The following is a 14,358-nucleotide window of genomic DNA, read 5'->3' as shown; positions in this document are numbered from 1 at the left end:
TTTCTGTCAAACATGGTAATGCCAAACATCGGCGCGTTTATCGCGTGGGGCTTTATCACTGCTCTATTTATCCCAACTGGATGGCTACCAAACGAAACGTTAGCCTCTATGGTTGGCCCAATGATTACCTACTTGCTGCCACTACTTATCGGTTACACCGGTGGTAAATTAGTTGGTGGCGATCGTGGTGCGGTAGTCGGTGCAATCACAACAATGGGTGTGATTGTCGGCACAGACATCCCAATGTTTATGGGTGCAATGATGGTCGGCCCAATGGGCGGCTGGGCTATCAAGAAATTCGATAACTACATCGATGGTAAAGTAAAAAGTGGCTTCGAGATGTTGGTTAACAACTTCTCTGCGGGCATCATCGGCATGCTGTGTGCGATCCTTGCTTTCATCTTTATCGGTCCATTCGTAAAAATTCTTTCTGGTGGCTTGGCGGCTGGCGTTAACTTCCTAGTTTCTGCTCACCTACTACCACTGACTTCAATCTTCGTTGAACCTGCGAAGATCCTTTTCCTAAACAATGCGATCAACCACGGTATTTTCTCTCCACTGGGTATCCAGCAAGCGTCTGAAACAGGTCAGTCGATCTTCTTCCTAATCGAAGCAAACCCAGGTCCTGGTCTAGGTATCCTGCTAGCTTACATGGTGTTTGGTAAAGGTACGGCTCGTCAAACTGCAGGTGGTGCATCAATCATCCACTTCTTCGGCGGTATCCACGAGATTTACTTCCCATACATCCTAATGAACCCTCGCCTAATCCTTGCGGCTATCGCAGGTGGTATGACTGGCGTATTCGTTCTAACTATCTTTAACGCAGGTATCGTTTCTCCAGCATCACCAGGTTCAATCTTTGCAATCTTGTTGATGACTCAGAAAGGCTCAATCGTTGGTGTTCTAGCGTCTATCGCAGCAGCAACAGGCGTGTCATTCGCCGTAGCAGCACTGCTAATGAAGACTCAAACGTCAACAGAAGAAGACGGTGATGAAGCAGCACTAGAGAAAGCAACATCACAAATGAAAGACATGAAATCTGCATCTAAAAACGATGCGGTGGTAAACAGCCAAAGCAAAGGTGACGTAGACCTAGCGACAGTACAAAGCATCATTGTCGCTTGTGATGCGGGCATGGGCTCGAGTGCAATGGGCGCGAGCATGCTACGCAAAAAGGTTCAAGACGCAGGTCTGAACATCCACGTAACCAACCTTGCCATTAACAGCTTACCAGAGAGTGCAGATATCGTGATTACTCATAAAGACTTAACGGATCGTGCACGTAAGCATGCTCCAAACGCACACCACATTTCATTGACTAACTTCCTAGACAGCGAAATGTACAACCAGCTAGTCACCAAACTACTAGCCGCACAAAACCAATCCGCAGCCAATGACGACCAAATGGTAAAAGTGTCGCTCGTGGCAGCAAACGACGACAACTTCGAGCCACAGCAAACGTCGGTGTTCCAAATCCAGCGTGAGAACATTCACCTAGGTTTGAAAGCTGCCAACAAAGAAGAAGCGATTCGCTTCGCGGGCAACAAGTTGGTCGAACTTGGCTACGCAGAACCAGAATACGTAGACGCGATGTTTGAGCGTGAAGCATTGGTTCCAACTTACCTAGGCGAATCTATCGCAGTGCCTCACGGCACGGTAGAAGCGAAAGACCGCGTGAAGAAAACCGGCATTGTAATCTGCCAATACCCATCGGGTATCCAATTTACTGAAGACGACGATGATGTAGCGAAACTGGTTATCGGCATTGCCGCTAAGAACGATGAGCACATCCAGGTGATTACCACCATTACGAACGCGCTCGATGAGCCGGAGGCAATTGAGAAGCTAACCAGCACCAACGATGTGGAAGAGATTCTGAACATCCTTGGCGGTCAACAAGCGGCTTAATTACCCCTTTAATTTGCTCCTGAGGCAAATGAGGTCAGCTGTCACCCCCTATGCGGTTGGCCTCCCCCTAGTTTCGTAAGTCAACATTTTAGACATTGGTAGGTAAGAATTATGAAAAACGCAGTTCATTTTGGCGCAGGTAACATTGGTCGTGGCTTCATCGGAAAACTCTTAGCAGATGCAGAAGTCGAGGTCACATTTGCAGACGTTGACGCTCCACTCGTCGACCAACTGAGTCACAAGCAAGAATACAAAGTAAAAGTGGTCGGTACTGAGTGCCAAATCGACACAGTAACTCACGTCACCGCGGTAAACTCAGCCAGTGAAGATGTCATCGACCGCATTGTAAAAACCGACTTGGTAACAACAGCGGTTGGCCCTAACGTACTGGACATCATTGCAAAAACCATCGCTACCGGCATTGCTAAACGCTTTGCAGCAGGTAACGATAAACCATTGAACATCATCGCGTGCGAAAACATGGTTCGTGGCACGACTCACCTAAAAGGTGAAGTGTACAAACATTTGGATGAATCATTACACGCGAAAGCAGACGAGCTAGTTGGCTTCGTCGACTCCGCAGTGGACCGCATCGTACCACCAGCAGAAGCGGCGAACGATGACCCACTAGAAGTCACTGTAGAGAGTTTTAGCGAATGGATTGTGGATGAGCAGCAATTCAAGGGCGAAATCCCTGACATAGCTGGCATGGAAAGAACCAACAACCTAATGGCATTCGTAGAACGCAAGCTATTCACTCTCAATACAGGCCACTGCATTACCGCTTACCTAGGTTGCTTGAAAGGCCATCGCACCATTCGTGAAGCAATTGAAGACCCAAGCATTCACGCTGAAGTAAAACAGGCGATGCAAGAGAGTGGTGAAGTGCTGATCAAACGCTACGGCTTCGACCGTGACATGCACAACGCCTACATCGAGAAGATTTTAGGACGCTTTGCCAACCCATACTTAGTGGATGAGGTGGATCGCGTAGGTCGTCAACCAATTAGAAAATTGGGTGCAAACGATAGATTAGTGAAGCCTTTACTCGGTACAATTGAGTATGGCACTGAAAATAAAACACTTTTGAAAGGCATTGCCGCTGCGTTGAAGTACACTAACGACACCGACCCACAAGCAGTAGAACTGCAAACCTCATTAAAAGAAGTGGGTGTGAAGAAGACGCTAGCGACATACACAGGTCTTGCAGAAGACAGTGATGAAGTGGCTCAAATCGAGACACTTTACAACCAACTTTGATTTACCTAGGGGAGCTTGGCTCCCCTTCTATGTCCTTCTCTGCTTGAAGAGTTGGGATAGCTAATAATTAGAAATGTATTCAGTATATGGCAGATAACATCAACGAAACCGAGATCATTGAGCGATTAAACAGCGCACCATCGGTACGAGGCTTTTTCATTGCAGCAGTCGACGTTTTTAACGATTCGATCGACGGGTTGGTGCAAAGAATCTTTCGTAAAGATAACTTCGCTGTTCAATCGGTTGTCGGTCCGCTGCTACAAGACTCTGGACCGCTGGGCGATCTGTCTGTTCGTTTGAAGTTATTGTTTGGCTTGGGAGTGCTCCCCGATGACATTTACCACGACATCGAAGACATCATCAAACTCAAAAACCAACTCAATAGTGACGCTTCAGATTACGAATTCACTGACCCGAATATTCTAGAACCAATTAAGAAACTGCACTTGGTGAAGAAAATGGGCATGGTGCAACTGGAAGTCAGCGAACCAGATGACGACATCGACCTTGAGTTTTATCAGCTACAGCTGCAACGTCAACAACAAATCATTAAGTCAGGGCTCTCACTTGCCATTGTCGAGATTTGCAATGAGCTCGGCAAAGACAGCCCTTTTTAATCGAAAAACTGGCAAGGAAGCCTCCTCAACTCGCCCCTCTTTTTGCACATTCTTCTATACAACGTGCGTGAAAGCCATCACAGTCCATATTCCGATGTCTCTGTAACATCAGACCAATCTATCGCTAGTATTGAAACGGGATCGCATGCTTTCAATCGAAGACACTAAAACTAAGTGGGAGTTTTTCCAGAAACACCACTGGGTATCTCCAGAATTTTCCCGCACTCCCGTCCTCGAGTCGTGGGAGCGTTGCATAAAGCAATGCAGCCCTTACACCTGGTCAAAGCCACATATTGCCTCTGGATTTACCTTCTCATCTCTGATGAAACGCAACGAGCACCTCATCGAATGCGCCACGACCGTACTTGAAGACACTTACGACATGCTAGGGGACGAAGACCTGCTATTGATGGTAACCGATGGCAACGGCTGCATTCTATCTGTTGTGGGACATGACTCAATGCGACAAGAGATGCAAGCGCTCGGCATAAAACAAGGCTGTTTTCTCTCCGAAGGAAAGATAGGCACAAATGCAGTCAATCTCTGTATTAGTACTCATATCCCGTGTGAAGTTTTCGCAGCAGAACATTTCAATCGCCACTTACATCCTTATGCCTCTGTAGCGGCGCCTGTTTTCGACCAGTTTGGCAAGTTACGCGGCACAACATGCCTTCTCAAAAAAGCAGAGAGCTATAAGAAAGAAGACTTAGTCATCATCGCGTCGAGCGCGAAAGAAGTCAGCTTGCAAATCCACATTCAGTCGGAACAAGAAAACATGAACCGCCTCACTTGTGCGCATAACGCAACGTTAGAGTGCATGGATGACGGCCTTCTGGCCTGGGATGAAGAAAGCCGTATAACCATGGTAAATCACCAGTCCGAGCGTTTGTTAAACATTGAAGCCAGTCAGGTCTTGGATAAAGAAGTCTTTTCTGTTTTGCGCTTCCCACCGAATGTCCTTACTAGTATTGAGTCAGGTGCGAGCATAAACCGTAAACTCACAACGGTAGAGGTTCGTGGCGAGTTTGTTGAAGCGATCATCACCTTGCGTCCACTCAACGACGGCACACACTTATTGTTCTTGCACCCTATCGATAAAATTCGCGAACTTGCTCAACAACAAATAGGTGGCAGTGCGCGCTATACGTTCAGCACTTTGCCTGTCATTTCACGAAAAATGAAGCATGTCATTACCGTGGCAAAACGGGCCATAAAGTCCAAATCACCAATTCTAATTACAGGTGAAGAAGGCGTAGGAAAAGCCACTCTCGCCATGGCGATTCATAACGAAAGCACCTACAAAGAAGGGCCATTCATTACGCTCAACTGTCGCTCCATCAATACAGAGCAACTGGTCAAAGAAACCCTGGGATACGACGAGGGGCAAGGCATGCCTTCAAAGTTTGAGCTCGCCCATGGCGGTACGCTCTTTTTAGAAAAGGTGGAATATCTGTCGCCCGATTTACAAGCCGTGCTACTTAAGTTGTTAAAAACTGGGCTCGTCAGCCGCAGCGACAGTTTGCGATTGATCCCCGTAGACTTTCAACTTATCACCAGCACCTCTTCAGAGATCAGCGAGTATGTCACTCAGCGCTCATTTGGTCGGCAACTTTATTATGAAATCTCCTCGAACGAGCTGCATATTCCACCACTACGAAAGCGTAAAGAAGACATTGAATTTCTCGTCCAGCAGCTTATCAGCCATTACGAACGCCGCCACAATGTGACTATCTCGATAGAACCAGTCGCACTGGAAGCGTTGATGAATTTTCGTTGGTCAGGCAACAACTCTGAATTAAGAAATCGAACTGAGCGAATTTTGCTTAACCGCAGTTCCAACTTAATCAAGCTGAACGATATTCCTGAAGACATTAAACTGAATTCTCGCCATACCGCAGAAAATACGCCAGTAATCACGTTAGAAGAAGCCGAGAGAAGAGCGATTGTTCAGGCTTGGAATCAGTGTGATGGCAAAATGCATGATATGGCGAAAGCATTGCAAATTGGCCGCACGACCTTATGGAGAAAAATTAATAAGTTTGGGCTGCAGGAGCAAATGAAGCTGTATTAAGTCGTGAATTGGCGTTCCTATAACAAAAGTAAAACCGGCGTAAGCACGCCGGTACAGGTGTACTAACGATAAGGTATCGATTAAACATCGACAGACAACTGACGAATCTGCGCTTTTAGTCCCGGTAGCATGCTCGAACTGGCGCTGAATTTTCGCAACCCCACGCGGAGCAATGTTTCTGTGGCATTTGGATCGCCAGCCATCTCACCACACATACTAACCGGTATGCCCGCGCGATCGCCTGCTGCACACGTGAGCTCAATGGCTTTTAGTACCGATGGTTCAAAGTAGTTCACCAATTCAGCAACAGCGGCGTTACCTCGATCGGCGGCCATAACATATTGAGTCAAATCATTGGTGCCGATAGAGAAAAAGTCGACTTCTTGGGCTAACGCATCAGCATTTAATACCGCGGCTGGCACCTCAATCATAATACCAACGCGCAAATGAGTCGCATCCAAGCCGAGTTGGTTTGCTTGATGCGCCAACAGCACTTTTACTTTTCTCACTTCTTCAACCTGAGCCACCATCGGTATCATCAATTGAATATTCGGTTGCTCGTGAAAGGCTCTCAGAATGGCTCGAAGTTGAGCGGTAAACAATGACTCATGTTGAAGGCACAACCGCACCCCTCTCAAACCTAAAAATGGATTATCTTCCGCTGGCATAGGATAAGCGGCTAAAGGCTTATCACCGCCAACATCTAGACTACGAATCGTAAGTGGCTTATCACCAAGTGCGGCGGCAATATCACGATACACTTGGTATTGCGCTTCCTCAGTTGGCAACTCATCACTGTTTTGAAATAGAAACTCAGTCCGAAATAGACCAACGCCCTCAGCTCCTGATGTTAGTGCATCATCAATATCTTTCGGTCCACCAATATTGGCGAATACTGGAATATGGACACCATCACAGGTGACTGCGGCTTGCTGAGCACTCGCTAGTGCACTTTGTCGGGTGCTTTGCCACTCAATTTGTTGCGCTTCTAATTCCTGCTGTACGGCATCTGAAGGAGAGAACCATAAATGCCCTCGGAAGCCATCAATAGTCACCACTTGACCAGCACGCACAGCATCAAGGCAGCCCTGAGCTTTAACGATGGCAGGAATCCCCATCGCACGAGCAAGAATCGCACTGTGAGAGGTTTTCCCTCCTTCACTCAAACAGATACCAAGCACTTTCGATTTATCAAGCCCGGCCACATCAGAAGGCATCAGGTCGCGGGCCAACAAAATACTCGGTTCCTGAATGTCGATGGCATTAGGCGTTACGCCTGTCATTTCGACCATAACTTGGCGTGCGATATCATGTACATCTGCTTCGCGTTCCCGCATGTACTGACTTTCTGCCTGGCGAAACTCTTCGGCCAACGTTTGCAGTGATTCTACCCAAGCTTGCTCGGCTATCATGCCCGTTTGAATTCGCGACTCGACCGATGCCCATAATTCTGGGTCACTGAGCATCATGCTATGAGCAGCAAATATTTCCCCTTTCGGCTGCTTCGCTTGCTCCTGCAAATGTTGAACAACCACGCCTATCGCACGCTTAACCCGTTCAATTTCATCTTGTTCACTTTGGAAATCACGTTCAGGCACTGCTGGCATTTCATGAGTAAAAAGGACAGTAGGAGCAGTAGCGATACCGTCATTGACTCGAATACCAACAACAGCACCTTCAATCTGATTTGAGGCCATGCCATCGAGCAGAGTATCTGAACTTTCTTCAGGTTCGATAATGCCTTGCTCAACCGCCTCTTTTTCTCCGAAGTGCTCATAAGCTAAGGCTTCAAATGCCTTGATTGCTTCACTGGATTGAGAGCCGAGTGCGCACAGCGTGATCGTCTCTTGGCTACGAACGCCAAGTTTCGCAATGCTGTTTAAGCTTTTCGCGTTCACACGGCGCTCGCCTTTTTTCAACCATAATTGGCAGTCAAAAGGCGCGAGTGCACCAACAATGGCCGCAGCGGGACGAGCATGTAATCCATGCGGATTTTGCACCACCCAATCAAATGTCCATTCTTGCTCAAAGTTCTCTGATACTGGCGCTATCTCAGCGGATGTTAGTGGCTGATCACCAAGGTGCTCTTGTTTTACGCTTAACGCATTCTGTGCCTCTTCGACTACCGTCGATAAAGGCAGTCCGGCGGCGGCAGCCACCGACGCCGCCATGGTTCCTTCAACAATAGGTGCCGAGATAAGGGTGACATTTTCCCTCACATGATCATCAATCAGGTCCAGAGCCATTTCCGTGCTAAGCAACGCGCTGCCAAGATCCATCAACACAACAACCCCTTGTTGATCTTGTACCTGCTCAATCGCTTCCATCACGGCAATGGCATCGGTTCCGATCGGGTTCTCTGGATCATCAATCCCAGCCGCAATCGCAAGCTTGGCTTTGCCTTGCGTCATTTGGGTGGCAAGTTCTGCCACCCCTTCGGCAAGTCGACGACTATGAGATACAACTACAATTCCCACCATCTTAATTACCTGCTATTGCCTGCTGTAGTGCTTTAATCATTAACAAAGAAGAGGTTGCACCGGGATCTTGGTGACCAATACTGCGTTCACCTAAATAGCTTGCTCGCCCTTTTTTCGCCAACATTTCAATCGTGGCAACCGCGTTCGTTTCTGCTAGCTCAACCATTTCATTAAGTAAGTGATCGGCGCTCATGCCATTTTCTAACGACGCCTTCACGCTAACTAAAACGGGTAACCAAACATCACACATGGTTTTATCACCCAGTTCCGCTTTACCACGAGACACCACGCCATCCACACCGCTTTTTAGTGCATCGACCAACTCTTCAAACGTTAGTTGCTCTCGGGTTCCGACAGCGGCAGCCGTGCGAATAAACAGCGTGCCATACAGCGGGCCACTTGCCCCACCAACACTAGAAAGTAAGGTCATGCCCGTATTCTTGAGAATGCTGCCGATATTTTGGTCCGCAAATTGCGGCAGTTTTTCAGCAACTTTTTTAAAGCCACGGTTCATATTGAGACCATGGTCTGCGTCACCAATATCACGATCAAGGTCGGTCAGAAAATCTTGATTCTCTTGATACGTTTTTGCACATAACTCTAGCCAGTGAACGATATGTTGTTTTTCAATTTGCATGTTTGCTCCCCCCTCTTACCACTTGATCGCGGCCGTATCGACAGGAGCATCGAACAGCTCCAACATCTCTTTATCTGCCTTCAGCAACGTAATCGAAACGCCTTCCATATCGAGTGACGTACAGAAGTTACCAACCATATTACGCACGATACGGAACCCTGCTTGCTCGCAGTTATGAGCCAGACGGCGGTACACTCCGTAAAGCTCTGAAGTTGGCGTACCACCCATACCATTCACCATCACGATGTAGTCGTGTTCAGCGGCGAAAGGCTCAATGCTGGATTCCACTTCATCCCATTCACCTTCGTCACGATTCCAAATACGCAATGTGCGCTGATAAGGTGTGTTTTCAGCAACTTCAGCAAACATTTCATCCACTAACGTATCGACATCGGTGTATTTCACTCGCTTGATACCTGGTTCGCCATGGATACCAACACCAAACTCCACTTCATCATCTTCCAGAACAAAAGATGGTTTACCTGCTGCGGGTACAACACAAGCATTAAGCGCCACGCCAAATGAACGACAGTGATTATTCACGCGACGAGCCAGCGCTTCACATTGCTCCAACGAATAACCTTTGCTCGCGGCAGCCCCAACTAACTTTTCAACCAATACCGTTCCAGCAACGCCACGGCGACCAGCGGTGTATAGGCTGTCTTTGACTGCAACATCGTCATCCACCAACACCGACCCAACTTTGATACCATCGGTATGAAGCAGCTCCACAGCCGTTTCAAAGTTCAACACATCGCCGGTGTAGTTTTTAATGATAAACAGCACGCCCTCACCGGTATTCACTTGGTTACCACATTCGTACATTTGATCTGGCGTTGGTGAAGTAAACACCTCACCAGGACAGGCGCCTGTCAGCATGCCTTTACCAATAAAACCAGCGTGCAAAGGTTCATGACCACAGCCACCACCAGAAACCAATGCCACTTGCCCCGGCGTTTCCTCATGCCACATGTAACGAGGTTCGTAGTTCGCTTTTAGCTCAGGGCGGGACAATGCCAGGCCTTCCATTTGCTGCAATACAACATCATCAACTTGGTTAATTAATTTTTTCATCGTTCTATCTCATTCCATTTATATTTTTATGTAGGGTATGAATTCATCTTAAACAGAGAAAAAACGTGCTCAACAAAAATCAATCTGTTTCATATTGAAACAACGACTTCGGTATTTTCGTTTCAATATGAAACGAAAAACGACAGATTCGCTTGAATAGTGATCGGCGCCATAAAGCATGCTGATGCTTATTACTTCTGAGAGTCAGTTTGACACAGAGGTCATAAAAGCATGGAACAAAAGCAGAGATATCCTTCACCACTTACCACACCAAACCTAATATAAACCTTATCCCTACAATGGATATTCATTGCAGTCCAAAACACACATAAAAAGGTTAAAGGTTTGAATTATGGACAAAATTATTATCAGCCCAAGCAAATACGTCCAAGGTGAACAAGTACTTACATCTATCGCTCACTATGTGAAAACATTAGGTGAACGTCCGTTAGTAATTGCCGATGAGTTCGTGACTAACCTGGTTGGTGATGACGTCAAACAAAGCTTTGCTGACGAAAAGCTTCCACTCACTATGAACATTTTTGGTGGCGAATGTTCGCGCGTTGAGATTGAACGCATCACGGACATTTGTGCCACTCAAAAACACGATGTCATTGTCGGTATTGGTGGTGGTAAAACGTTAGATACAGCAAAGGCTGTTGCGTTTTACACCAAAATTCCTGTCGTGGTGGTTCCTACGATTGCCTCGACTGATGCGCCAACCTCAGCGCTTGCGGTGATATACACCCCTGAAGGTGAATTTGCAGAATATTTGATGATCCCTAAAAACCCAGACATGGTCATCATGGATACGTCAGTCATCGCCAAAGCCCCTGTTCGCTTACTTGTATCGGGGATGGGCGACGCGCTTTCCACCTACTTTGAAGCTCGTGCCAACATGACTTCTGGTAAGGCAACAATGGCTGGTGGGTTAGCGACGCGTTCAGCACAAGCGCTTGCGAAACTTTGCTATGAAACCTTGCTTGAAGATGGTGTAAAAGCAAAAGCTGCGGTAGAAAATGGTGTGAGCACCAAAGCGGTAGAAAACATTATTGAAGCCAATACATACCTGAGCGGTATCGGTTTTGAAAGCAGTGGTCTAGCGGGTGCTCACGCTATTCATAACGGCCTAACTAAGCTTGAAGAGTGTCATCATCTCTATCATGGTGAGAAAGTCGCGTTCGGCACACTAGTTCAGCTGGTATTAGAAAACGCAGCGATGGAAGAGATTAATACGGTTCTTGCATTCTGCCGCTCTGTAGGTCTACCAACCAACTTATTTGATATGGGCGTTAAAGAGCTTAACCACGCTAAGTTGCGCGAGGTCGCCGAAGCCTCAACGGCCGAGGGAGAAACCATCCACAATATGCCATTCCCAGTGACGGCAGAAAATGTCTACTCTGCAATTCTAACCGCTCACCAGTTGGGTCAATAACTCACCCCCTTAAAGTGGGCTTAAATAAAAAAGCGGCACATACTCTCGCATGTGCCGCTTGGATTTTTGCTGTTAAGCGCAATTACTCAACCGTTACCGCTTTCGCCAGGTTACGTGGTTGGTCTACGTCCGTACCTTTGATCAGTGCTACGTAGTAAGACAGCAATTGCATTGGGATGGTGTAGTAGATCGCCGCCGTGATTTCACTAACGTGAGGCATCGTGATGATCTTCATTGTTTCATCGCCTTCGAAGCCTGCGTCTGCATCTGCGAATACATACAGAAGACCGCCACGCGCACGTACTTCCTCAACGTTTGATTTTAGCTTTTCAAGTAGGTCGTTGCTTGGTGCAACCACAACAACAGGCATGTCAGCATCAATCAGCGCAAGAGGACCGTGTTTCAGTTCACCCGCCGCGTACGCTTCTGCGTGGATGTACGAGATCTCTTTCAGTTTTAGAGACGCTTCCATCGCGATTGGGTAGAACTCGCCACGGCCTAGGAACAATGTGTGGTGCTTGTCTGCAAAATCCGTTGCTAGTGCTTCAATTTCTTTCTCGAAAGAAAGTGCCGCGTTGATTTGCTTAGGAAGTGCGTGTAGCGCTTCAACAATCTCTTTTTCTTTCTCTTTGCTGATGCGACCTTGCTCTTTACCCAGTGCTGTTACCAGCATAAGTAGTGCAGAAAGCTGAGTCGTGAACGCTTTGGTTGAAGCCACACCGATTTCAACACCAGCGCGAGTCATGAACGCAAAATCTGATTCACGAACCAGAGAAGAGCCTGCTACGTTACAAATGGTCATCGCCGCCATGTAACCTTTCTCTTTTGCTAGGCGAAGTGCTGCTAACGTATCTGCAGTTTCACCAGACTGAGACAACGTAATAAGAAGGCTGTTTGGACGAGTCACAAACTTGCGGTAACGGAATTCAGACGCAATTTCTACATCACAGCTAACGCCTGCAATGTCTTCAAACCAGTAACGTGCCGTCATACCTGCGTTGTAAGACGTACCACACGCCACGATTTGTACGTGTTCTACTTTGCTTAGAATGTCTGCCGCGTGCACACCGATCGCGTCTGTCACAACAGAATCTGACGTGATACGACCTTCCATTGTGTTGATCAACGCTTTAGGTTGCTCATAGATTTCTTTTTGCATGAAGTGACGGTATTGGCCTTTATCACCTGCATCATGCTCTGCATTAGATTCAACAATTTCACGCTCAACTGGCTCACCCGTTGCATCAAACACAGTGACTTCACGGCGAGTAATTTCTGCTACGTCCCCTTCTTCTAGGTACATGAAACGGCGCGTAACGTTAAGTAATGCAAGTTGGTCAGACGCTAGGAAGTTTTCACCTACACCAAAACCGATCACGATCGGGCTGCCTGAACGTGCTACTACGATGCGAGATGGGTCTTTGCGATCCAACGCTACCGTGCCGTATGCGCCTTCAAGTTGTTTTGCTGTTTTTTGTACCGCTTCTAATAGCGTTTCTGAAGTACGAAGTTCCCACTCAACCATGTGTGCGATAACTTCTGTGTCCGTTTGCGATTCAAACACGTAGCCACGAGATTGAAGCAGCTCACGCAGCTCTTCATGGTTTTCGATGATGCCGTTATGGACCACTGCGATATCACCAGACATGTGTGGGTGAGCATTGATTTCAGAAGGTTCACCGTGCGTCGCCCAACGAGTGTGCGCAATACCAGTTCCGCCGATCACTTTTGCTTCTTCTACTGCATCAGCCAATTCTTGTACTTTACCCAAGCGACGAACGCGCGTTAGGTTTGATTCGCCATCAACAACCGCAACGCCAGCAGAGTCGTAACCGCGGTACTCTAAGCGGCGTAGACCTTCAACCAAAATTTCTGCAACATCTCGTTGTGCTACTGCACCTACGATTCCACACATGTGTTTATCTCCGTTTGTAGTTTTGTCCTTCCCTAGCCATGATTTCAAATAGAGGCAGCAAGCAAAGGCCTTTATCCAGAGGGAAGTGAAATATGAAACTGATTACATTATTAGGCGCAAATGACTTTCACGCCATGTTGTTCAATCTGTACTTTATGCTCTGCTTGGATATCTGCATCGGTCACCAACACATCAACTTGATGCCAAGCGAGCTCTAAGTTTGGGATCTTACGGCCGATTTTTTCGGACTCGATCATTACGATCACTTCACGTGACGCTTCTGCCATTACCTTACTTAAGCCAACCAATTCATTAAATGTCGTGGTTCCACGCTCGAGATCGATGCCATCCGCACCGATGAATAGTTGGTCAAAGTCGTAAGCTCGTAATACAGATTCGGCTACTTTGCCTTGAAAGGACTCTGAGTGCGTATCCCAAGTACCGCCAGTCATCAGCAGTGTCGGTTCGCTCTCTAATTCATTAAGAGCGTTAGCAACATGCAACGAGTTGGTCATGACCACTAAGCCACGTTTATCATTCAACTGTTGAATCAGCGCGGCAGTCGTGCTGCCACTGTCGATCACGATGCGATTATGATCGCGAATCAATGATGCTGCTGCTTTTGCTAAGCTTAACTTTCGAGTCGAAACATTAGCGCCCAATTCTTCGTGAATGACTTCCTTTGGGATAGCAATCGCACCGCCATAGCGGCGTAGAAGTTGGCCGTTTTTCTCTAAAGAAGCTAAATCCTTTCTAATCGTGACCTCTGAGGTTTCGAATTTCTGAGCAAGTTCATCAACGCTGACTTCTCCTAGTTCAGAAACCAAGTTAGAAATGGCGTGTCTTCTTAATTGAGTATTTCGTTTCGACATTTAAGTTTTGATTTTAAGTTTCGATGTGAAACTTATTATAGTCAAACCGAAACTTTTAAGTCCATTTATTTCGATCCAAAAAATTAATA

Annotated in this window: 10 protein-coding genes; 5 read left to right on the top strand and 5 right to left on the bottom strand. The window is 47.1% G+C overall.

The genetic code is table 11. The features are described from left to right. The 4 genes from R7041_RS19955 to dhaR all read left to right on the top strand — a co-directional run. A partial coding sequence (locus R7041_RS19955; RefSeq protein ID WP_318128694.1) for a PTS mannitol transporter subunit IICBA occupies positions 1–1,908 on the top strand: 1,908 nt, incomplete at its 5' end. A 111-nt stretch (positions 1,909–2,019) separates the two neighbouring features. Continuing rightward, entirely contained in the window at positions 2,020–3,168 is a 1,149-nt protein-coding gene (locus R7041_RS19950) for a mannitol-1-phosphate 5-dehydrogenase (protein WP_053306863.1), read from the top strand. 86 nt (positions 3,169–3,254) lie between these two features. Further along, complete coding sequence (locus tag R7041_RS19945) at positions 3,255–3,785, top strand: MltR family transcriptional regulator (RefSeq protein WP_005379708.1); 531 nt, start codon at positions 3,255–3,257, stop codon at positions 3,783–3,785. A gap of 145 nt (positions 3,786–3,930) precedes the next feature. Then, positions 3,931–5,856, top strand: a complete 1,926-nt coding sequence (gene dhaR, locus R7041_RS19940) for a dihydroxyacetone kinase operon transcriptional regulator DhaR (RefSeq protein ID WP_206949305.1) — start codon at positions 3,931–3,933, stop codon at positions 5,854–5,856. 80 nt (positions 5,857–5,936) lie between these two features. Here dhaR and ptsP read toward each other — a convergent pair whose 3' ends face one another. From ptsP to dhaK, 3 genes are read right to left on the bottom strand one after another with little or no spacing between them, the layout of a single operon-like run. After that, complete coding sequence (gene ptsP / locus R7041_RS19935) at positions 5,937–8,336, bottom strand: phosphoenolpyruvate--protein phosphotransferase (protein WP_206949306.1); 2,400 nt, start codon at positions 8,334–8,336, stop codon at positions 5,937–5,939. Between the two features lies 1 nt (position 8,337). Then, positions 8,338–8,973, bottom strand: coding sequence for a dihydroxyacetone kinase subunit DhaL (dhaL, locus tag R7041_RS19930; protein WP_005379705.1), 636 nt, complete (start codon positions 8,971–8,973; stop codon positions 8,338–8,340). A gap of 15 nt (positions 8,974–8,988) precedes the next feature. After that, on the bottom strand, positions 8,989–10,047 hold the full coding sequence (dhaK, locus tag R7041_RS19925; protein WP_005379704.1) for a dihydroxyacetone kinase subunit DhaK: 1,059 nt from the start codon (positions 10,045–10,047) through the stop codon (positions 8,989–8,991). A 352-nt stretch (positions 10,048–10,399) separates the two neighbouring features. Here dhaK and R7041_RS19920 point away from each other — a divergent pair, with 352 nt between their 5' ends. Further along, complete coding sequence (locus R7041_RS19920; protein WP_005379703.1) at positions 10,400–11,482, top strand: glycerol dehydrogenase; 1,083 nt, start codon at positions 10,400–10,402, stop codon at positions 11,480–11,482. An 82-nt stretch (positions 11,483–11,564) separates the two neighbouring features. Here R7041_RS19920 and glmS read toward each other — a convergent pair whose 3' ends face one another. Next, the gene (gene glmS, locus R7041_RS19915) at positions 11,565–13,397 is read right to left on the bottom strand and encodes a glutamine--fructose-6-phosphate transaminase (isomerizing) (protein ID WP_005379702.1); all 1,833 of its coding nucleotides are present in this window, start codon (positions 13,395–13,397) and stop codon (positions 11,565–11,567) included. A 110-nt stretch (positions 13,398–13,507) separates the two neighbouring features. Beyond that, complete coding sequence (locus R7041_RS19910; RefSeq protein ID WP_005379701.1) at positions 13,508–14,269, bottom strand: DeoR/GlpR family DNA-binding transcription regulator; 762 nt, start codon at positions 14,267–14,269, stop codon at positions 13,508–13,510. Positions 14,270–14,358 lie beyond the last annotated feature (89 nt).

Source organism: Vibrio sp. 1751 (assembly GCF_033339895.1).
GTDB classification, from domain to species: domain Bacteria; phylum Pseudomonadota; class Gammaproteobacteria; order Enterobacterales; family Vibrionaceae; genus Vibrio; species Vibrio alginolyticus.
This window is presented reverse-complemented; position numbering and strand designations above follow the sequence as displayed.